Annotated in this window: 22 protein-coding genes and 4 tRNA genes; 21 read left to right on the forward strand and 5 right to left on the reverse strand. The window is 38.0% G+C overall.

Translation table 11 applies throughout. The features are described from left to right. The first annotated feature begins 85 nt into the window (after positions 1 to 85). From NRL14_RS06740 to NRL14_RS06750, 3 genes are read left to right on the forward strand one after another with little or no spacing between them, the layout of a single operon-like run. Positions 86 to 982: a hypothetical protein gene (locus NRL14_RS06740; RefSeq protein ID WP_306724288.1), complete on the forward strand. Its 897-nt coding sequence runs from the start codon at positions 86 to 88 to the stop codon at positions 980 to 982. Further along, entirely contained in the window at positions 975 to 1,220 is a 246-nt protein-coding gene (locus NRL14_RS06745) for a hypothetical protein (protein ID WP_306724289.1), read from the forward strand. The genes NRL14_RS06740 and NRL14_RS06745 overlap by 8 nt, the downstream gene beginning before the upstream one ends. Continuing rightward, entirely contained in the window at positions 1,210 to 1,563 is a 354-nt protein-coding gene (locus NRL14_RS06750) for a hypothetical protein (RefSeq protein WP_306724290.1), read from the forward strand. Before NRL14_RS06745 ends, NRL14_RS06750 begins: the two co-directional genes overlap by 11 nt. Before the next feature lie 36 nt (positions 1,564 to 1,599). Here the strand turns inward: NRL14_RS06750 and NRL14_RS06755 are convergent, their stop codons facing one another. Beyond that, complete coding sequence (locus tag NRL14_RS06755; protein ID WP_306724291.1) at positions 1,600 to 1,887, reverse strand: hypothetical protein; 288 nt, start codon at positions 1,885 to 1,887, stop codon at positions 1,600 to 1,602. 125 nt (positions 1,888 to 2,012) lie between these two features. On the opposite strand from NRL14_RS06755, the gene NRL14_RS06760 reads away from it, so the two are divergent. The 3 genes from NRL14_RS06760 to NRL14_RS06770 all read left to right on the forward strand — a co-directional run bounded on the left by NRL14_RS06760 (position 2,013) and on the right by NRL14_RS06770 (position 3,466). Continuing rightward, the gene (locus NRL14_RS06760; RefSeq protein ID WP_306724292.1) at positions 2,013 to 2,165 is read left to right on the forward strand and encodes a hypothetical protein; all 153 of its coding nucleotides are present in this window, start codon (positions 2,013 to 2,015) and stop codon (positions 2,163 to 2,165) included. Positions 2,166 to 2,167: 2 nt separating this feature from the next. Beyond that, complete coding sequence (locus tag NRL14_RS06765; RefSeq protein WP_306724293.1) at positions 2,168 to 2,566, forward strand: hypothetical protein; 399 nt, start codon at positions 2,168 to 2,170, stop codon at positions 2,564 to 2,566. A gap of 369 nt (positions 2,567 to 2,935) precedes the next feature. Beyond that, entirely contained in the window at positions 2,936 to 3,466 is a 531-nt protein-coding gene (locus NRL14_RS06770; RefSeq protein ID WP_306724294.1) for a Fic family protein, read from the forward strand. Here NRL14_RS06770 and NRL14_RS06775 read toward each other — a convergent pair. From NRL14_RS06775 to NRL14_RS06785, 3 genes are all read right to left on the reverse strand, one after another. Next, positions 3,459 to 3,611, reverse strand: a complete 153-nt coding sequence (locus tag NRL14_RS06775) for a hypothetical protein (RefSeq protein ID WP_306724295.1) — start codon at positions 3,609 to 3,611, stop codon at positions 3,459 to 3,461. The genes NRL14_RS06770 and NRL14_RS06775 overlap by 8 nt on opposite strands. A 136-nt stretch (positions 3,612 to 3,747) precedes the next feature. Then, a tRNA-Pro gene (locus tag NRL14_RS06780) sits at positions 3,748 to 3,824 on the reverse strand. Positions 3,825 to 3,934: 110 nt separating this feature from the next. Then, a complete protein-coding gene (locus NRL14_RS06785) occupies positions 3,935 to 4,558 on the reverse strand; it encodes an arylesterase (RefSeq protein ID WP_306724296.1) in 624 nt (207 codons plus the stop codon). Here NRL14_RS06785 and NRL14_RS06790 point away from each other — a divergent pair, their 5' ends adjacent. The 15 genes from NRL14_RS06790 (at position 4,559) to NRL14_RS06860 (ending at position 17,880) form a co-directional block, all read left to right on the forward strand. Next, positions 4,559 to 5,272: an ABC transporter ATP-binding protein gene (locus tag NRL14_RS06790; protein ID WP_306724371.1), complete on the forward strand. Its 714-nt coding sequence runs from the start codon at positions 4,559 to 4,561 to the stop codon at positions 5,270 to 5,272. Beyond that, positions 5,262 to 7,763, forward strand: a complete 2,502-nt coding sequence (locus tag NRL14_RS06795) for an ABC transporter permease (RefSeq protein ID WP_306724297.1) — start codon at positions 5,262 to 5,264, stop codon at positions 7,761 to 7,763. Before NRL14_RS06790 ends, NRL14_RS06795 begins: the two co-directional genes overlap by 11 nt. Positions 7,764 to 7,893: 130 nt before the next feature. Beyond that, positions 7,894 to 8,418 (forward strand): crossover junction endodeoxyribonuclease RuvC, encoded by a 525-nt coding sequence (gene ruvC / locus NRL14_RS06800; RefSeq protein ID WP_007378888.1) that lies wholly within the window; start codon positions 7,894 to 7,896, stop codon positions 8,416 to 8,418. Between the two features lie 2 nt (positions 8,419 to 8,420). Continuing rightward, complete coding sequence (gene ruvA / locus NRL14_RS06805) at positions 8,421 to 9,038, forward strand: Holliday junction branch migration protein RuvA (protein ID WP_002960647.1); 618 nt, start codon at positions 8,421 to 8,423, stop codon at positions 9,036 to 9,038. Positions 9,039 to 9,045: 7 nt separating this feature from the next. Then, a complete protein-coding gene (ruvB, locus tag NRL14_RS06810) occupies positions 9,046 to 10,056 on the forward strand; it encodes a Holliday junction branch migration DNA helicase RuvB (RefSeq protein WP_306724298.1) in 1,011 nt (336 codons plus the stop codon). A 1,143-nt stretch (positions 10,057 to 11,199) separates the two neighbouring features. Then, positions 11,200 to 11,904 carry a protein TolQ gene (tolQ, locus tag NRL14_RS06815; protein WP_007378886.1) on the forward strand — a complete coding sequence of 235 codons (705 nt, stop codon included), beginning with the start codon at positions 11,200 to 11,202 and terminating at the stop codon, positions 11,902 to 11,904. Then, positions 11,891 to 12,322, forward strand: coding sequence for a protein TolR (gene tolR, locus NRL14_RS06820; RefSeq protein WP_007378885.1), 432 nt, complete (start codon positions 11,891 to 11,893; stop codon positions 12,320 to 12,322). The genes tolQ and tolR overlap by 14 nt, the downstream gene beginning before the upstream one ends. 4 nt (positions 12,323 to 12,326) lie before the next feature. Next, complete coding sequence (gene tolA, locus NRL14_RS06825) at positions 12,327 to 13,253, forward strand: cell envelope integrity protein TolA (RefSeq protein WP_306724299.1); 927 nt, start codon at positions 12,327 to 12,329, stop codon at positions 13,251 to 13,253. Between the two features lie 9 nt (positions 13,254 to 13,262). Next, positions 13,263 to 14,621 (forward strand): Tol-Pal system beta propeller repeat protein TolB, encoded by a 1,359-nt coding sequence (gene tolB, locus NRL14_RS06830; protein ID WP_007378883.1) that lies wholly within the window; start codon positions 13,263 to 13,265, stop codon positions 14,619 to 14,621. 34 nt (positions 14,622 to 14,655) lie between these two features. Then, positions 14,656 to 15,198 carry a peptidoglycan-associated lipoprotein Pal gene (gene pal, locus NRL14_RS06835; RefSeq protein WP_007378882.1) on the forward strand — a complete coding sequence of 181 codons (543 nt, stop codon included), beginning with the start codon at positions 14,656 to 14,658 and terminating at the stop codon, positions 15,196 to 15,198. A gap of 13 nt (positions 15,199 to 15,211) precedes the next feature. Then, positions 15,212 to 15,961 carry a tol-pal system protein YbgF gene (gene ybgF / locus NRL14_RS06840; RefSeq protein ID WP_033023873.1) on the forward strand — a complete coding sequence of 250 codons (750 nt, stop codon included), beginning with the start codon at positions 15,212 to 15,214 and terminating at the stop codon, positions 15,959 to 15,961. Between the two features lie 171 nt (positions 15,962 to 16,132). Further along, a tRNA-Lys gene (locus tag NRL14_RS06845) sits at positions 16,133 to 16,208 on the forward strand. Positions 16,209 to 16,271: 63 nt separating this feature from the next. Continuing rightward, positions 16,272 to 16,347, forward strand: a tRNA-Lys gene (locus NRL14_RS06850). A 141-nt stretch (positions 16,348 to 16,488) separates the two neighbouring features. After that, positions 16,489 to 17,529, forward strand: coding sequence for a quinolinate synthase NadA (nadA, locus tag NRL14_RS06855; protein ID WP_007379081.1), 1,041 nt, complete (start codon positions 16,489 to 16,491; stop codon positions 17,527 to 17,529). A gap of 261 nt (positions 17,530 to 17,790) precedes the next feature. Then, positions 17,791 to 17,880 (forward strand) — tRNA-Ser (locus NRL14_RS06860). Positions 17,881 to 18,020: 140 nt separating this feature from the next. On the opposite strand, the gene NRL14_RS06865 is transcribed toward NRL14_RS06860, so the two are convergent. After that, complete coding sequence (locus tag NRL14_RS06865) at positions 18,021 to 20,702, reverse strand: CHASE domain-containing protein (RefSeq protein WP_306724300.1); 2,682 nt, start codon at positions 20,700 to 20,702, stop codon at positions 18,021 to 18,023. Positions 20,703 to 20,976: the final 274 nt, after the last annotated feature.

Below are 20,976 nucleotides of genomic sequence, written 5' to 3' on the forward strand. Positions count from 1 at the left end.
TCAAAAGTTATTACATACGGACGTGTAGTATTTAGTTATTTTTACTCTATAATGCCGCGTCTGTTTATCACCTTGAGGCGCAATTTTGGATAAGAATAATAATAAAACAAAGTACGTGTTTGAAATATCTTACGATACGTCAGAAACCAAAGATCATACCATTGACGCTGAAAAACTTGGCGCCGCAATTATCAGTACATCAAAAGCGCTTAAAAATGCCGACAAATCATTGAATGGTGAAGAATCAGACTTAGAGCTGGATGTAAAAGCTCATTCTGAAGGGTCGTTTGTTGTTGAATTTGTAACGTATCTTAATGCAGCTGGCATAAACCCATTAACTCTTTTAGGTTTTGCAGGTGGTGCAACAATTAGTTCAATGACAGTACTAGGTGCAATTGCCCAGATTAAATCACGTACAATTAAGCTGACAGAAAAGACCGAATCAGGGAAAACAAAACTACATTTTAGTGATGATGAATCATTGGAATTAGACGATGATGTCGCTAAATTAGTATTAAATAGAGAGCTTCGCAAAGACTTAGATACAGTTATTAAAGCACCTTTGGAAGGCACTACAGACGCTAAATTTAAGATTACCGATCAAGATGGTAATGAATTGACTTATGAGAGCGATGATGTTCAAAATTTCAAAACGCCGGCTAAAACTGTAGTAGATGAAATTACTGAAACCGAAGAAACTAAAGATATTCGATTTGTAAAAATTAACTTTGAAGGTTCGAGTGGGTGGCAAGTACGATTGCCTGATGGTGATGTGGTAACAGCTAAAATGTCAGATGAAGGATTTTTAGCTAGAATTAAAGGTAATGAACAAAACTTTGTAAAAGATGATTTATTCAGCGCTATTATTAAGACGACTAAAAAGCACAGAACAGGTAATAGCCCAATTTATAGCAAAGAAATAAAACGTATTTTACGTCATAGAACTAGACCAGAAGCGAAGATCATAAAAGATAATGAGTGAAACTGAAACATATATACAATTAATCGCGATGGTAGGCATTTTATTATGTCTACCTTACTGCGGGTATGTGTTTTACAACATGGGTAGATGGGTAACAGCTAAACTTTTTCCTCCTAAATATTTGAAGATAGAAATAACTGATGAAAGTGGTAACACTCGTATCGTTAAAATAGATCTTGATGATGATGAAGAGATAGTTAAAAAGCTATTGAATACTGGGAGTTCATATGAAAGATAATAAGAAACTCTTAGGTTCACTTATAGCGGGTGCTAATACTGGGGTATTAGCAATCATCCAACATTGCTTTTCCGGTTCTGCCTATTTGGAAGTATTAACAATATGTACTCCTTTGGTAATTACACCACTTGTTTATGCAGGCGATTGGTTTTTTGCTTTATTTGATATTCAAAGCCCTGGACATATGAGAGCTGATAGCAAGTTGGAAAAAAGAATTAAACGTCTAGCTAATCGGCGAAAAGAGGCACAAGATATGGGGATTTGTACAAAAAAAATAGATCTTGAATATCAGGAAGCTGTTTTAGCGCAGTCTAAGTTAATGGATGTTAAAGAAGCTAAATAGCCTACTGTTAAGTTGATGAGTAGGCTAAGCACATATCTAGTCTGTATTTTCGTCTGTTAGATCATGCCAATTTTCTAGTGCTTCAATCATGGGGTCGTAATCAAATACAATGAGTTGTACGGGCGATTCTTTGCGACCCATATCTGTAACACTCATTAACTCAGTTGTAAGGCCATTACCTTCTATTACACCATCAAGGTATTCCAGTGCCTCCATTTCATCGTAAAAGCGTGTTATTTCAAATATTTCTTGCTGTTCATTGGTGATCCATGAGTCTTTAGATTTTGGTTTTACTGTTTCAGTGTATGTAAATAGATAAGCCATTTTTTAACCTTTATTAAAGTGAAAGTTAGATATTCTCTAATTGTTGCTTAAAAATAACGCTAGACATAACAAACGCTATATCCTAAGATCGCAATAGTGCCTTTTTGGTATTTGAGGAGCGTCATATGTTAGCTAAAGTACAACATAAGCATAAACAAGAAAACAAAGTGTTCAATAGAGAAAGGATGGAAAAAGCCATTACTGGTAAGGTAAATACTGTGCCTGCTGGTTTATCTCGTGAACAAGTTAGACAATTGATCTTATCAAGAGCGAAGTAGTATTGACGTATACATGGACGTTTAGTGACGACTTCGCTAATCAATTTCAATATTTCCCCGAAGACCAGCAAAACAAAGTTCTCGATTTTACAGATGTTTTTACTGAGCATGGGTTAGGTGATTTTAGCCATTACGAAGGCAAGATTTCTAGCTCTTTTAGTGGTAACTATATGGATCAAGATGATTATAATTTTGCTTTAAACAATCATCTATGGCATTACCATATTGGTATCCCTGAGTATGAGCAAAATCATAGTAAGTATAAAACCTCTGATTGGGTGCTTCATTTTCAATGGTTTGATCAGGGGGATAGTATCAATATCGTGGATTTGTATCATCATTACGATAATGAAGGTAACTTCTATTTACCAACAGAAAGAAGCCTAATAATTTTAAAGTGATAAAACCCGCGAATTAAGCGGGTTTTTTTATGGGTTTAGTGTTTGTGGGCCATGTGCCTTATTCGTTCGTTAGTGGTTTAACTTAGGTTTACGGATAAGTTGGGCGCTCTTCTGGTTTAAAGGCCTAGTTTGTCGAGTTTGTTTGTAAATTCGCAGCTGATGTTTTTGCTTACTATTTGGGTGATGTGGTTTACCGATACACTGGTTGGGTTTGAGTTCTCTTTAGGGAGCTTGGATACGACGTAGTGTTCTGGACTTTCATATTCAGTGATTTACATAGTTTTGACTTATATAAAATGGGAAAGGCTAAAGGTTACTTGCATTGGTTGGTACGCACTTTTACACTCATTATTTTACTGGTTCAATAAAATGTCTAAATACGAAAGTGATTCTGTTGAAGCCGTTCTTTTAATTAAGCTATATGAAAATATTTTTACAACGGTTGACTCAGAAAGTGTTACTTTTTCTTTTCAAAATATTGCTAATTGGCACAGGCAGTGGCTAGGTAATGTATACGAATGGGCAGGTAAAATAAGAAGTATTGATATGGGCAAGGGCGGATTTCAGTTTATGTCGCCTTTACAAATTGAGAAAAATATTAGGTTATTTGAAGGTGAGTATTTATCTCGATTTAATAATTTACCAGAAATGACAGATGAAGAGCTTGTGTCATTTATAGCGCAGAGCCATGTTGAGTTTATTTTAATTCATCCATTTCGTGAAGGTAACGGTAGGATAAGCCGTTTATTAATGGACTTTTTGTGTAGTAAAGCTGGTAAAGGAACGCTTGATTATAGCTTGTGGGACGAGCATAAAGGCTTTTATTTCAAGTCAATTCAAGCGGGTGTAACCAGAGATTACCAACATATTGAAAGGCTTGTGAGAGATATAATTAAATAGCGAGTGAAAGAGACTTATATTTAAGTTTATTTGCTTTTAGTTTTTTCTCTATTGTTTTAACTGTTTCTCCAGTTTCGATGGCAGTAGAGCTAGCAACAGATCTTAAAATCATACTTTTTGTGATTTTTTTCTTATTTCTACTCATTTTACCACCTCAAATAAATTTAGATTTGAATTTAACCTTACACCTAGACACTCGTGATATCAATTAACGTTGGAAGTATTATTTTACGGATGAATTGAAGGCTCGGAATTAAATTTAAATCTAAGATGTTATTAATTGGTCGGTATGGAGAGATTCGAACTCTCGACCCCTGCCACCCCATGACAGTGCGCTACCAAGCTGCGCCACATACCGATTTGTATGCAATAGTACGTGTATTTTTTTAAAAATCAATAAGCGATTGTTTGTTTGAGTGTTTATTACGCAATAGACCTAAAAAGGCACTCTTGTGGTGTACTAATTGGCTAGTCTTTATTTAACCACTTTTTGATCGAGTCATACATCTCATCGCGTATTAATGGCTGAGCTTTTTTGTTAGGGTGTAAACTATCGTTTTGCATTAGCTCAGGCTGACCAGCAACATCGAGCATAAAAAAGTTCATTAAATGCGCATTTGTTTCTTCGCTAACGCGCGAAAAAGTGTCAGTAAACATTTTACTGTAACGCGGGCCGTAATTAGGGGGAATGTAAACCTCCATTAAGGCGGTCATCGCATTAGCTGCTTGGCTTTTTTGAATAAGAGACGTTAAGTTAGTTTGCATTTTTTTAACTGGGAAACCACGTAAACCGTCGTTAGCGCCAAGCTCTATAAGTACATGAGTAGGTTCGTATTGCTCAAGCAAAGCATCGAGGCGGCGCAGGGCTCCACCGGAAGTTTCGCCACTAATACTGGCATTTATTAATTCGATATTACTTTGCTCTGCATCGTATTTATCTTGTAACAATTTGACCCAGCCTTGTTCTTGTTTAAGTCCGTAGGCTGCACTTAAACTGTCACCGAGTATTAAAATCGTGTTGTCGGCTGCTGCGCTCAGTGGCTTGATAACTAAAAATAAAATGAATACAAAACGAAGGATTGAATGAGTCATATGTCAGCGCTTTCTCAATTAAATATAATTCAGGTAAATGGTTTGTCTAAAGTGGTCTCTACCTTTGAAGGTGAGTTGCCCATCCTCAGCGACATCAGCTTTAATGTCAAGCATGGTGAGTCTGTTGCTATAGTTGGTACGTCAGGCTCTGGTAAATCTACGTTACTCAGTTTATTAGCAGGGCTGGATACCGCAAGCAGCGGAGAGGTGTTTTTAGATGGTGAGCCATTACACAATTTAGATGAAGAAGAGCGTGCTGCACTGCGCGCGGCTAAAATTGGATTTGTGTTTCAATCGTTCATGTTAGTACAAAGCTTAACGGCGCTTGAAAACGTTATGCTGCCAGCAGAGCTTGCTGGCGAAAGTGATGCAAAAGAGCAAGCAATTGCTTTGCTTGAAAAAGTAGGCTTGAGCCATCGAATTGATCATTACCCGTCGCAACTCTCTGGCGGTGAACAGCAACGTGTTGCTATTGCGCGAGCATTTATTGGTACACCTAAAATACTATTTGCTGATGAGCCTTCGGCTAACTTAGACAGCAAAAATGGTAAAATGATTGAATCCTTATTATTTGATTTAAATACTCAACATGGCACTACGCTTATTTTAGTTACTCACGATGAAGGGCTTGCACAAAAATGTGAGCATATTATCCAAATAGAAGCAGGGTTGCTTGTTAAAAGTGAAGTAGAGGACGTTGCAGATGTGGGCTAAATTAGCGCTTAAATTATTTGCGCGAGAATTTCGAAGAGGTGAGCTAACGGTAATTAGCGCAGCTATTGCTTTAGCGGTATTAACTGTACTTACCTTGTCTATGGTGACAGATCGAATAGCACAAAGCATTGCACAAAAAAGCAGTGCGTTTATTGCCGCCGACCGAGTATTGGCTAGCAGCCATGCCATTGACACCGCTTTTATTGAGCAAGCCAAAAGTCAAAACTTACAAACTGCGCAAATGGTGTACTTTGACACCATGTTATTTGCTAATGACGAAATGCAATTTAGCTCGGTGAAAGCAGCGTCAGATGCATACCCGTTAAAGGGGCAGCTAAAAGTAAAAAACACATTACTAGGCGAAACGGTTATTGCAAACGGTGGTCCAAATCCAGGTAATGTGTGGCTAAGTGAATCGGTATTTTACAGTTTAAATATTGATATAGGCGCGCAAGTAGAGCTTGGCGCTGCATTATTTAATGTTTCAAAAGTTATTGTAGAAGAGCCAGACGCGCCATTTAATGTATTTTCAAGCAGCCGTCGTGTGCTTATTAATATTGACGATGTGGCAAAAACCGAAGTTGTGCAGCCAGGTAGTCGTGTTTATTACCGCCAACTTTATGCAGGTAGTGAGGCCGACATAAATAGCTTTTACGAGTGGCTTAAACCACAAATGAAAGAAAACCAACAATGGTATGGCGTTAAAGACCGCCAATCACCCATTTCAAACAGTTTAAACCGCGCAGAGAGCTTTTTATTACTTGCCGGCCTATTAGGTATTATTTTGGCTGCAGTGGCTATAGCTGTTTCAGCAAAACGTTATTGTGAACGCCAATACGACCCAGTAGCGATGATGAAAACGCTCGGCGGTAGCCGCTCAATGATCCGCAAAATATACATGCTGCATTTATTGCTTGTATGTGCAATGGCGGTAAGTATAGGGCTGTTAATTGGTTATGGTTTGCAAGAAATAGCAACAAGTTACTTATCAAAAAGTATGGGCACAGAGTTACCCTTAGGTGGCTTTAAACCTTGGCTGGTGGCTATAAGCACCGGCGTAATTTGTGCTGTTATGTTTTCTATTAAACCATTATTTGATTTATTTGATATTCCGCCGCTTAGAGTACTGCGCCGTAACTTAGGTGACAAGTTGGCAGTAAGTCGTGTGCATTTAGGTATGAGTGCGCTAACCGTGTTTTTATTAATGTGGTTATTTAGCAACAACATAAAAATAACGCTTATTTTGTTTATATCAACACTTGCGCTAATTGGTGTGCTGTTTTTAGTATCTAAATTAATATTTGGTGGTGGTCGAAAACTAGGATTAAAGCCAGGTAACAGTTGGTCGCTTGCAATTGCGTCTATTCAAAAGCGTGCCAATGTGAACGCGGTACAGTTAATTAGTTTTTCGTTAGCGATTAAATTACTGCTGTTTTTAGTGGTACTTAAAAACGAGATGATATCTGATTGGCAGTCGCAACTACCAAACGATGCGCCTAATGCGTTTTTAGTTAATATTACGCAAAATGAGCTTGAGCCAATTAATGAATATTTAGCACAAAAAGATATTCAGGTATCAGAGTTTTATCCGACTATTCGTGGACGTGTAAATGCGGTAAACGGCGAGTTGGTAGCACGTTCTGTATCGCTGCAAGACAACGAGAAAAAAGACGAAGAAGCACGTGCAGGTATTGGTCGTGAGCTAAATCTTACATGGCTTAAAGATGTGCCTGATCAAAATGAAGTAACACAAGGCACGTGGTTTGGTGAAAATGCGATGGCTGAGGCTTCAGTAGAGGAGTCGATGCTTGAGCGTTTAGATGTTGAGATAGGCGATACGCTTACATTTTTAATTGGTTCGCAGTCGTTCGACGCTAAAATCACTAGTGTGCGCAAAGTAAATTGGGCCACGCTTAAACCTAACTTTTTTATTATTTTAAGTCCTGATGTACTTGCAGATTTTCCGGCGACGTATATTTCGTCGGTACGTATAAATCCAGATCAAAAACGTGACTTTAGCCAGTTATTACGTACTTACCCTACTATTACAGCCATTGATATTGATAACTTTGTTAAGCAAATACAAACAACTATATCGCAAGTCTCTCTCGCAATTGGGTTTGTACTGGCTATTGTTGTGCTGTGTGGGGCGCTTGTGCTTATATCGCAAGTGCAAGCTAGTTTAGGTGAGCGTATGCAAGAAATTGTAATACTTAGAACGCTTGGGGCTAAAAGCCGATTAATTAAAAACGCGACCCTGTATGAGTTTTTATTACTCGGTGGTTTAGCCGGTTTAGTTGCCGCATTTTTTAGTGATATAGCGCTTTTAATTGTGCAGCAACAAATGTTTGATTTAGCCGGTAAGCTACACCCACATATATGGATTATTGGGCCGGTAGCTGGCGGCGTATTTGTGGCTGGTTTAGGTTATTTAATGATTGCCCGAACACTTAAACAAAACACCCAAGGATTAGTGCGTGCCCTAGGGTAAGCTTAAACTAACATGCTCCTGTAAATACCCACCTAGTACGTGGGCATTTTTGTTTTTCTTTGTACTGGTAATTTATACAGTGCTCTGGCATTATTGGCGTAATTTAAAAATAATAACAATGGAGCGCTGTTTGGCCATTATTTTAGGGATCGATCCTGGTTCACGTTTGACCGGATATGGTGTTGTTGCCCATCAAGGTTCTAAATTTACATACTTAGGCAGTGGCTGTATTAAGCTAGCCGATCATCCTTTTCCGATTAGGCTTAAAATGATCTACCAAGGCATTACACAGCTTATTGAGCAGTTTTCGCCAGAAACTTTTGCCATTGAAAAAGTATTTATGGCGCACAACCCCGATTCCGCTTTAAAACTAGGTCAAGCTAGAGGCGCTGCGATTGTTGGCGCTGCAATGGCCGACTTACCCGTATTTGAATACTCAGCTAGGCAAATTAAGCAAGCAGTAGTAGGCAACGGTGGCGCAGATAAAACACAAGTGCAACACATGGTAAAAAATATTTTAAAACTACCCGGTACGCCACAGGCCGATGCAGCGGATGCACTCGCTATTGCGATTTGCCACGCCCACTCAGAACAAAATTTAATTAAACTAGCGGGTAGCGCAAGCAAAACCGTTAGAGGACGTTTAAGGAAATAATTATGATAGGCCGCTTAAATGGTATTTTAGTCGAAAAACAACCACCAGAAATATTACTCGAAGTAAGTGGTGTAGGTTACGAAGTACAAATGCCAATGACCTGTTTTTACGATTTACCAAAAATTGGTGAAAACGCGATTGTTTACACTCACTTTGTAGTGCGTGAAGATGCTCAACTATTGTTTGGTTTTAATAATAAAGTTGAACGTGCTTTGTTTAGAGAGCTATTAAAAGCAAATGGCGTAGGGCCAAAACTTGGCTTAGCTATTTTATCGGGCATGTCGGCAAAACAATTTGTAAGTTGTGTAAATAACGAAGACTCAACATCGCTTGTTAAATTACCCGGTGTAGGTAAAAAAACAGCGGAGCGTTTAGTACTCGAAATGAAAGACAGACTAAAAGATTGGGGTAATGATTTATTTACGCCATTTAGCGACAGCGCAGTAATAGAGCCAATGAGCGATGCGACAATTGCTAATAATGCAGCGGATGATGCCGTATCGGCACTGCTTGCATTAGGTTATAAATTGCCACAAGCTCAAAAAGCAGTAAAATCGATAAGTAAACCCGATATGTCTACTGAGGTTCTTATTAGAGAATCTTTAAAATCTATGTTGTGAGTAACCCATGATTGAAGCGGATCGCTTAATTGATGCGACTGAAAAAAAAAATGAAGATTCTATAGATCGTGCAATAAGACCAAAACTTTTAGCCGACTATAGAGGCCAGCCTCATGTTAAGCAGCAAATGGAAATTTTTATTGAAGCTGCGCGAACCCGTGGTGAAGCGCTCGATCATTTATTAATATTTGGCCCACCTGGGCTTGGTAAAACCACGCTTGCAAATATTGTCGCCAATGAATTACACGTAAGTATTAAAACAACATCAGGCCCTGTACTTGAAAAAGCAGGCGATTTAGCTGCGTTACTTACCAATTTAGAAGAAGGCGATGTACTGTTTATTGATGAAATACACAGATTAAGCCCACAAGTTGAAGAAATACTCTATCCGGCAATGGAAGACTACCAGCTTGATATAATGATTGGTGAAGGCCCAGCTGCGCGTTCTATTAAATTAGACTTACCTGCATTTACACTTATTGGTGCAACCACACGAGCAGGCTCGCTTACATCGCCACTGCGTGACCGTTTTGGAATTGTGCAGCGATTAGAATTTTATTCTGTAGAAGATTTATCGCACATAGTAGGGCGCTCTGCACATTACCTTGATTTAGAGATGTGTGACGATGGCGCTACCGAAATTGCTCAGCGCTCGCGCGGCACACCACGTATTGCAAACCGCTTATTGCGCCGTGTACGCGATTACACTCAAGTAAAATCTGACGGCACAGTAAACGCCGATGTAGCTAAGCAAGCGCTTGATATGATTGACGTAGATAAAAGTGGTTTTGATTATATGGACCGCAAGTATTTACTCGCCATAATCGAAAAATTTATGGGCGGTCCTGTAGGGCTCGACAATGTAGCGGCTGCTATTGGCGAAGAGCGCGAAACAATAGAAGATGTGATAGAACCATTTTTAATCCAGCAAGGATTTATTCAGCGCACACCTCGCGGGCGAATAGTCTCTGACAGTGCATACCATCACTTTGGATTAATGCCAAAAAAGACGACTTAATCTAAATTACAATTAATCACTTGCGCTTGCATAAGTAAATGTACAGCAAGCGCGTATACCTAATTTTATAATGTTACCCACCATATTTTCACATAGTTACTCTAAACCAAGTTATTACAATTTTACCCACTATATAATCAGTTAACGCTTAATTCACAGAGCGTTAAGACTTGCGTGGCTATGCTGCGGGCTATTCGATAGATAGAGTATATTGCATAGCCGTTATCGTATTAGGCTGTTACAGTGTTGTTTAGTTTGCAATAATACTTAATCAATTAGAGGGATTAAATCTGACGTTAACCGTGTCAAAAATTTCTGATATACGACTGTATGGATGTAGAACAATGAGTGATAACAACTAAATAACGAAATTTTTGCCTTGTTATAGATACGATTTTCTTATCTCAAAATAGATCGCTCAATTAAGCAAATTGGTATTAAATGATTTCAATTTTTTGGCAAAAAAAACCCGCAAAAAATGCGGGTAAACAACAAGTTGAAGGAAGTAATCTTGGGGAACTACATTTTACACAACTAGGTTTTATCCTAAAAATGTAAAACAATGTAATACGATAAAATATCCTATTACTAAGAACTTTGCTTAATGAAGCTATTTCACTCAGTGCCAGCTCGGTATGGGGAGATAATACGCAATATATATTTATTATTCAAACTAGAAAATTTATAATTTCGGATTATAAAAACTAATGCAATGAAATTTCTGGTTGTTTAAAACTTGTTCATTAATGTTTTTTCCTATTTGTAAGTTAATGAAAATTAGTGATTAAGTTTGAGTTTGCACTGCTTGTCGCTATTAGTTTTACTATTACCTTTAGATTTTGTTTAAGTTTTTTGAGTGTTTATGCAGTGATTTTGAATAAATGAGGCGTTTTATGATGTTTTGCTTGTATATTTAAGCATATCTTGAGCACATTATTAAATAGCGGAAATAGCTTTAAATTCTTTTGCTAGATAATTGCGAAATAAAGGTTATTTCAACGTTTTTTGTTGCTTATTCATAGCAATATCGTTGTCAGTTTGAAATGGACTCGATACACTATGTGCAACTTTTGGCTGCACGAGCGGTCATATTTACACAAATCAATCAATTTGACGTATTTTGATACTATTTAGGAGTTTCACGTGGGATCAGGGCTTAATTTTTTGGATTTAATATTAGAAGCCAGTTTGCTTGTTCAACTAGTAATGTTAGGGCTAGTTGCTATGTCTGTAATGTCATGGGCAATTATTTTTCAGCGTAAAAAAGCAATATCAGATGCGTTAGCAAGTGCTAAAAAGTTTGAACAAAAATTTTGGTCTGGTATTGATTTAAGTAAACTATATAACGAAATTTCATCACGTAACGGTCAATCTGAAGGTATTGAAGCTCTATTTACAGCCGGTTTTAAAGAGTTTGCACGACATAAGAAAAACACCTTTCAAAGTGCGAGTATTGTAATGGAAGGTACACACCGCTCTATGCGCGTGGCACTCTCTCGAGAAATAGAGAAAATAGAGTCAAGCTTATCATTTTTAGCGACAGTGGGTTCAATTAGCCCATATATAGGCTTGTTTGGTACTGTATGGGGCATTATGAATGCTTTTATAGCATTAGGTGAAGTTAAACAAGCTACGTTGCAGATGGTAGCACCTGGTATAGCAGAAGCACTTATTGCCACAGCAATGGGTTTGTTTGCAGCTATTCCGGCTGTTATTGCTTACAACCGTTTTTCTAATAAAGTTGAAAAGCTAGAATCTCACTACATTAATTTTATGGAAGAGTTCGCTAATATTTTACACCGTCAAGCAGCTACACAAATAGAGGCCCAAGCGAATGTATCAGCGTAAGAAGCGCCGTCCGGTCGCAGAAATTAATGTAGTTCCTTACATTGATGTAATGTTGGTGCTACTGATTATATTTATGGCAACAGCGCCACTTATTACACATGGTGTTAAAGTCGACTTGCCTAAAATGACGGAGTCAGATTTAGTTGATACTAAAGATGCGCCACCTATTATTGCTTCGATTGACGCACAAGGTAAATATTACGTTAGTGTAGGGACTGATCCAGAGGCTCCGATGGAGGCGCTTGATGTAGCGGCTGTGATTAAGTTACAGCTAATGAAAAATCCTGATGTACCTGTAATGATAAAGGGATCTGGAAAAGTATCATACCAAGAGGTATTGCTCTTAATGGACTTTTTAAAAAGTGCCGGTGTACCGTCAGTTGGATTAATGACAGAATCCTTCGAAGGGACAAAATAACGGTATGAGTAGTTCATTAATTAAATCAGTAGTTTTGCATGTGGCGCTGGGTGGTTTTTTATATGCATCGGCAAACATTCACCCGCCAGCACCAAAGGTTATGGAAGTAACGCTTAATAAAGCTATACCTGATGTTGATAAAGCGGTGTCAGCTGTGACAGTTGACCAAAAAATGGTTGAGCAGAAAATAGCTGAACTCCAAAAGAAAGAAAAAGACAAAAAAAAGGCAGAAGACAAACGCATCCGTGATTTAGAGCGCAGAGCTGCAAATGCGCGCAAACAGCGCGAGTCAGAAACCCGTCATATTAAGAAATTAGAGCAAGAACGTAAGGCTAAAGAAAAAGAAACAGCCGAGGCGCAAGCACAAGCTAAAAAAGCACGCGCAATAGAACAAAAGGAACGTGCTAAAGCAAAACAAGCCGAAAAACAAAAGCAAGAGTCTGAAAGTGCAGCAAAAGCAGCTGCCGATAAGCGTAAAGCTGAGGAAGAAGCACTTAAAAAAGCTGAAGATGAACGTAAAAAGCGTGATGAAGAGGCTAAAGAACGTGCTAAAAAGGCTGAACAACAGCGTCAACAGGCCCTACAAGAACAAATGTTACAAGAACAACTTGCTAAAGAGCAGGCTGCGCGTAGTAAAATACGTCAACAACAGGTCGTGGGTGAAGTTGATAAATATCGCGCTCTAATTATGGCGCGTATTCAGCAGAACTTACTGATCGACGAGAAAATGAAAAATCAGCAGTGCCGAGTAAATATTCGTTTAGGCTTTAATGGTTTAGTAACACAAGTTAAATCATTAGGCGGCGATAAACTAGTCTGTGAGGCTGCACTTAGGGCTGTTCGTATGGCTGACACATTACCGGTATCTAAAGACAAAGACGTATTCGAACAACTTAAGAATATTAATTTAACAATCAAGCCAGAATTTTAAAGGAATGATATGTTCAACAAAGTAAAAATTGCCTGTTTAGTGCTGTTATTTGGTTTTCAGGGCATTGCTAACGCAGCCCTTGAAATTGTAATAACAGAAGGTGTAGATGGTGCAAGACCTATTGCAATTGTGCCGTTTAAATACAATGGTGTTGGTCCAATTCCTGAAAAAATAAGTGATGTTATTGCTGCAGATCTCATGCGTAGTGGTAAGTTTAAGCCTGTAGATGTTATGCAAATGCCGCAACAACCAAACAAAGATGCTGACATTGATTATGCATCTTGGGTTAATAAAGGTGTTGAAGCGATACTTGTTGGCGAGGTTGAGCAACAGACTGATGGACGTTACCTCGTCCGTTATGAGTTAGTCGATGTTATTCGTGGTCAAATCACGGGTGGTGAAACGCAAATGATGAGTAATGGTAAGTTGCTTAAAAGCCAAGATCATATTTTAGAAGCACGAGATAGTGTTATTGGCATAAGTGGTTTCCGTCGTTATTCACATCGTATTAGTGATGTCATTTATGAGAAATTAACGGGTGAGAAAGGTGCTTTTTTAACCAAGATTGCGTACGTAATTGTACGTGATGGTGATGATAAGCCTTATCAGCTTGTTGTATCAGATTATGACGGGTTTAACGAACAGGTGTTACTACGTTCGAAAGAGCCACTAATGTCACCGGCTTGGTCACCTGATGGCACAAAATTAGCGTATGTGACATTTGAGAACCGTCAAAGCCAAATTTATATTCAAGATTTGTATACCGGTAAGCGTGAAGTTATTGCAAGTTATCGCGGTATTAACGGTGCTCCGCAGTTTTCGCCAGATGGTAAAAAGCTTCTTTTAGTGCTTTCTAAAGACAAAACGGGTGCTACAGAAGTTTACTTATTAGACTTGGCAACACGCAAAGAAACACGTCTTACGCGACATCGTAGTATAGATACTGAGCCATCTTGGTATCCAAATGGTCAAGATATAGTGTTTACCTCTGAAAGGGGTGGTAATGCTCAGATTTATAAGTTAAATTTAAAAACTGGTAGGTCACAGCGATTGACCTTTGATGGTGATATGAACCTTGCGGGTTCCATAACACCAGACGGTAAAGAATTAGTGATGGTTAACCGTACCAACGGGCAGTACCATCTTGCTAAGAAAGAGCTTGCTACGGGCGCGTTTCAAGTATTAACGCGAACTCGCCTAGATGAATCACCGAGCATAGCACCAAATGGTTCGATGATTATTTATAGCACGCTTCATAATAATAAACAGGTACTCGCGCTGGTATCAATGGACGGTCGCTTTAAAGCTCGTTTACCTGTGCTTGACGGACAAGTAAAGGCGCCAGCTTGGTCGCCATATTTACAGTAATATTACTGGTTTACTCAAAATAGGAATCTACTTAATGCAACTTAACAAAATACTTAAAGGCCTGCTAATTGCTGTGCCAGTAATGACATTAGCAGCTTGTAGCTCATCTTCGGATATTGATGAAGGTGCTGCAAATCAAACAAATGAAGCTGTTGTTGAACAATCGACAAATACAGACACAGTTGAAGTGGCTACAATTTCTCCTGAGCAACAAGCAGAAGAGCAACTTCGTCAAAAATACGAAGCACTACGCCAAGAGCAAGTAATCTACTTTGATTTTGATAAAGCGACAGTTGAAGGCAAATACGCTGACTTGCTTCGTGCTCATGCTGAATTTTTAGTTCAAAATTCATCAGTTAAAGTACTAATTGAAGGCCACGCAGATGAGCGCGGTACGCCAGAGTACAATATTGCACTAGGTGAGCACCGTGGCCAAGCGGTTGAGAAATACTTACAAAGTTTAGGTGTTTCAGCTAGCCAAATGTCAGTAGTAAGCTACGGTGAAGAGAAGCCAATGGTTAAATCTCGCACTGAATCAGCTTTCGCTAAAAACCGCCGTGCGGTACTCGTTTACTAAGATAAGAGATATTATGAAGCCGAAACTTATTTTGGCAGCCATGATATTGAGCGGGAGCACCCAGTTAATGGCTGCTCCCGCTCCTGTTTCAGAAGCTGCAGGTTCACAATCAAGTATTGAGAAGCGTTTAGCATCATTAGAGAGCATGATGCAGTCGCGTAATTTTTTACAAGTAGAGTTACAGCAACAACTTAATCTATTACAAGATGAAGTAAGTCAAATCCGTGGCGTAACTGAAGAACAAAGCTATAAGCTTGAAAAAGTACTACAGCGTCAACGCGAACTTTATCAAGAAATTGAAAATCGCGTAAGCCAAGCATATGCACAACCTGCTGTAGCGCCTGCAGCTGATTATACGCAACCAAGTGATGCACAGACATACAGTAACGATTTATCTGAAAACGAAGCATACGAGCGTGCTGTAGCGCTTATAATGAAGGATAAGCGTTATGATCAAGCAATTCCTGAGTTTCAAACTTTTTTAACGTCATACCCAAACTCAGTTTATGCATCTAATGCACATTATTGGCTTGGACAATTGCTGACGATTAAAAATACGCCAGTAAAAGCAATAGAGCACTTTAAAGTGGTCGTTAATGAATTTCCTAATTCAAATAAACGACCAGATGCAATGTTAAAGCTAGGAACACTTTTGCAAGAGCAAGGTTTAGCAGAGGAAGCTCTAAAAATTCTGAATGATCTTGTTAATCAGTATCCAAGTACAACTGCTGCAAAATTGGCCACAGAACGCTTATCAAAATAATTGAATCGGCTTGATTAGACTGCTTTTTGTCATAAGCGGTCTAAAATTGGTCAACTAGACATAAAAACTTAAAAAAAGAGACAATTTCGGTTGCACTCATTTTATAAATAAGTATTATAAGCGCCCGCAGCAAACGAATGGTTACCCCACTCGAAATGCGGCAAAAAGAGCGGGTTATTAGCTCAGTTGGTAGAGCAGTTGACTTTTAATCAATTGGTCGATGGTTCAAATCCATCATAACCCACCATTCTATGACAGTTTTAATCGGCGGATTTACGCAGCTTTTTACAAAGCAGATTTATATTAGAGCGGGTCATTAGCTCAGTTGGTAGAGCAGTTGACTTTTAATCAATTGGTCGATGGTTCAAATCCATCATGACCCACCACTCTCTAATACTTTCCTTTATATTCTTTTTTAAATTCCCACTTTATTTTTTATAAACAGCCTCGCTAGTTTGCTGTTATTTGTTTTGATATTCTCGTATAATTCGCCCTAATTAATGCACTGTAGATAAGTGGTCGAGAACATGAGTCTAGCTCAAACTATTATGCCTGAAGGTTATATCTTTCCCCCTAAGCCAGCACCGTTAACACAAGACGAGCAAGGCGAATATAAAGCGCGTATAAAGCAATTACTAAAAGATAAAAATGCAGTACTTGTTGCCCATTATTATACCGATCCTGAAATTCAAGCACTTGCTGAAGAAACTGGCGGCTGCGTTGCCGATTCGCTAGAAATGGCACGTTTTGGCGCACGTCACGATGCAGATATGATTATCGTCGCGGGCGTAAAATTTATGGGCGAAACAGCTAAAATATTAACACCTAATAAAACGGTTGTTATGCCAACGCTTGAAGCAACATGTTCGTTAGATATTGGTTGCCCGATAGACGATTTCTCTGCGTTTTGTGATGAGCACCCAGATCGTAAAGTTGTTGTATATGCAAATACCTCTACAGCGGTCAAAGCGCGTGCCGATTGGATTGTAACGTCATCGTGTGCACTTGAAATTGTAGAGCACCTAGATGAGCAAGGCGAAAAAATCATTTGGGGACCAGATAAGCACCTTGGTAGTTATATTCAAAAAAATACCGGTGCTGATATGCTTATGTGGAATGGTGCATGTATTGTACATGACGAATTTAAAACTAAAGCTTTAAAAGATATGAAGGCGCTACACCCAGATGCAGGCGTATTAGTTCATCCAGAATCGCCAGCAGAGATTGTTGCACTTGCCGATGCTGTAGGATCAACGAGCCAACTCATAAAAGCTGCGCAAACAATGCCCAACAATAAATTTATTGTTGCAACCGATCGCGGTATTTTTTATAAAATGCAGCAACTATGCCCAGATAAAGAGTTTTTCGCGGCTCCAACGGCAGGTGAGGGCGCTTCATGTAAAAGTTGCGCTCATTGCCCTTGGATGGCAATGAATGGCTTAAAAGCGATTGAGGAAGCCCTAATTGACCCGAAAGGCAAAGAAGTATTTGTTGATATGGATTTACGCGAAGGCGCACTTAAGTCACTTAATCGCATGCTTGAATTTACCGCGAGTATGGCTAAGTAACCTGAGCTCTGGCTAGAGAAAATAAATTTAAATATCATCATATTCAATACGTAGTTAATCTCTTAATCAGAGTTCAGGTTAAGTCATTTTAAAGTTTAAATTAAAAACGGTTAAATCTTGAATTTAGCCGTTTTTTATACTTAAACGTAAGTTATTGCTTGATAAGTAAGCACTTGAAGGTTGATATTTAAAAATGCCTTGCACCTTGTGGGCCTATTTCATACTATAGCGTGCCGTTGCATTATACAATTGCAACACTGTGGAGGGATGGCTGAGTGGCTGAAGGCGCACGCCTGGAAAGTGTGTTTAGGTTTATCCCTAACGAGGGTTCGAATCCCTCTCCCTCCACCATTATTCTTAAGGCCCAGTTATTAATTTAACTGGGCTTTTTAATGTAAAGTAAACTCTGCTCAACTATTGTTTAGGCGCGACAAAGTAATTTGGAGTATGTTGTTAATTCAATCTACTTAAACTTGATTTGTTGAGGCATATCAAATGTTTTCCTCTGTATTATTCATATGTAGTGCTTTTATTAATTCTTGTTTTTCAATAGGCTTAGAAATATAGCCATCAAAAAGTTGTTTATACAATTCTTTTTGTTCAGTAAAAACATTGGCCGTTAGGGCTATAATGACTTGTTTACTATTTATTTTTTTTATTTTTTTACAGGCCTCAAAACCATCCATTTTCGGCATCTGAATATCCATAAGAATAATGTCAGGTAACAACGATTCATATAATGCAATTGCTTCAAGCCCATTATTAGCTATTACAATATTGGCTTTAGTCGGCTCTAACATTGCAGTTGCAACCAGTTGATTAATTTTGTTGTCTTCTGCGATTAAAATTGTTTTGTTTGATAAATCAGGAAATTCTAAATACTTTGTATTTAGATCTATTGCTTTTATATTTGCTTTCTTCAGTGGTAAATAAACACAAAATTGGCTTCCAGAGTTTAATGTGCTGGTCACTTTAATTTCACCTTTCATGAGGCTAATTAACGATTTTGTTATTGGTAAGCCAAGCCCTGTTCCACCATATTCTCTGGTAGTAGACGTTTCTGCTTGCTCAAAGCGTTCAAATAATCGATCAATTGCATTTTGTGATATACCAATGCCTGTATCTGAAACAATGCCGTATATTTTATTATCGTCAGTTAACTTAAACTCAACGGTTACACCACCTTCGTGGGTGAATTTAATGGCATTAGAGATTAAGTTAATGAAAATCTGTCTCAGCCTAACCGGATCACCTATCCAATAGTTGTGATCAATATTAGATATGAAACGTAAGTAAATGCCTTTCTCATTAGCAAAAAGTGCGAGATCCGACTCTAAATGGTTTATCAACTCATTCAGTTCAAAGTGCATGCTTTCTAATGATAATTTACCGGCTTCGATTTTAGAAAAGTCGAGAATATCGTTGATGATGGTTGTTAATGCTCTTGTTGAGTATAATGATTTTTTTAAATATTCTTGTGATTTTTCATTAAGTGGCTGCTCTTGTAGTAGTTGCAAAGTACCCAAAATACCATTCATTGGGGTACGAATTTCGTGACTCATATTTGCTAAAAACTCTGATTTAGCCTTAGAGCTTTGCTCTGCTAATTCTTTTGCTTGTGCAAGTGCTTCTTCATGTTTTATTTGCTGTGTTAAATCAAATGCGATACCTAAAAAACCAACTACTTGACCTCTATTATTAAGCAATGAGGTAATGCTTAAATTAATTTGGATATGCTTACCGTTAGAATCTATGTATGTCCATTGGTTTATATCTGGTTCGGTGGGGGTTGCTTTAACTACAAATACTTCAAAGCCAGGTTTAATAGGTTTGTTTAATTCTTTTGTTAATTGCTGCGCTTTTTTAACTACTTCATCTTCTACATGAAAAATACTCGGGTTTTTAATACCAATAATTTCGCTGGCTTTGTAGCCAAGTAGTTTCTCTGCAGCAGGATTAAATTCAGTAATTAGGCCGTCTTTGTCTGTAGCAATAATAGAGTAACTCGCACTGTCTAAAATACTGCGTTGTAAAGTACTTATATCGGCTATTTGTTGGGTGCGTAACTTTACTTCAATTTCTAGTTTTGAATTTGCTTGTTCAAGTATTTGTTCGTGCTTTTTAGCGGCTTCTACTTTGAGTTTTATTCTTTGTGCCCTGCGATAAAAAAATAGCTGTAGAGCGAATATAAAAAACATTGAGAAGACGGTTAAAAAGACTCCATCAACGAGTGCTTGATATTTATTAGCTAAATGGAGGTTGGCGATAAAAGATTGAGAACCATACAGTGTTACTTTCCAGCTTCGTCCCATAATATTGATAGTATTAGAAGTTTGAAACGCGGTGTTATTATTCTTATTGCCGTAATTAAAAAAGGTAAATTCAGTACTGTTATTTAAATCACTGATGCTTAAACTATTTTCGTCTACTTGAGAAAGTGACTCTAAAATATTATTAATTAATAGAGGGGCATAAGTCCAACCTACTAATTTTTCTAGGCGGTGTTGTGTATTTTTTGGCACGATATTTTGTTGATATACAGGGAGTAAAATCAAAAAACCTTGCTGTGGTTTTTTGTCAGCCTGTACTAAGGTAATTGGCGCCGATAATTGGGTGCTATTGTTTATTGCTGAGTTGAGTGCTGCTTGTCGGCGTATGTTCTCAGAGCCAATATCAAGACCCAGTGCTTTTGAATTATTTTTTTCAGGAAAAATATACTGAATAATAAAATGCTCATCGTTGTCGTCTTTGAGTGACTTTAAACTAAAGGTATTATCGGGCCGCTCGTTTTTAGCGTTTTCTAAAAATTGAGCTAAATGCGCTGGTGATACTCTTTTAATAAAACCGATACCATCTGCACTAGGGAATTCTAAAGTATAATTTCGGCTATTTGAGTAGTTTTGCATCGCTTGATAATTTAAATTATCAATGCCAATACCGTGTATAAATCCTTTTAAGCCGAATAGCCCATATTGATATAAATTAACCCTATTGATGATACCTGTGGATAATAAGGAAAGTCGGTTGTTTAGAGCCGTTGAAATAACAGCATTACGTTCGCGTTGATATTGAATATGCTGAGAATAAGTGAAAGTAGCACCTATAATGAGGATAATAATTTGGATGATTACTTGTAGTAAAAGCCCATTATTAATCCTGCTTTTTGCAAGCATTCATTCGTCCTTTTATATGTACTTATATAAGCGTTTAGTATCTTATGCTCGGACTAAATATAGCACTTATTTTGAATGTTACAACTTAGGCTTTTTTTGTAATTTATATAATGGACAATACCTTATAGAGTTGTATCGACTTAAATTCGAGGTAATATGTTAATCTTAAGTTGTTACTTATTGTGTTATTTGAGCTGGACTTATGTGTAATAGGAAATAACTAAAAATGTAGTTTTATATTAAAGATATAAAAATGAAAGCCCCATAGAATCAA

Source organism: Pseudoalteromonas sp. 20-92 (assembly GCF_030847595.1).
In the GTDB taxonomy this organism is placed as follows: Bacteria; Pseudomonadota; Gammaproteobacteria; order Enterobacterales; family Alteromonadaceae; genus Pseudoalteromonas; species Pseudoalteromonas fuliginea.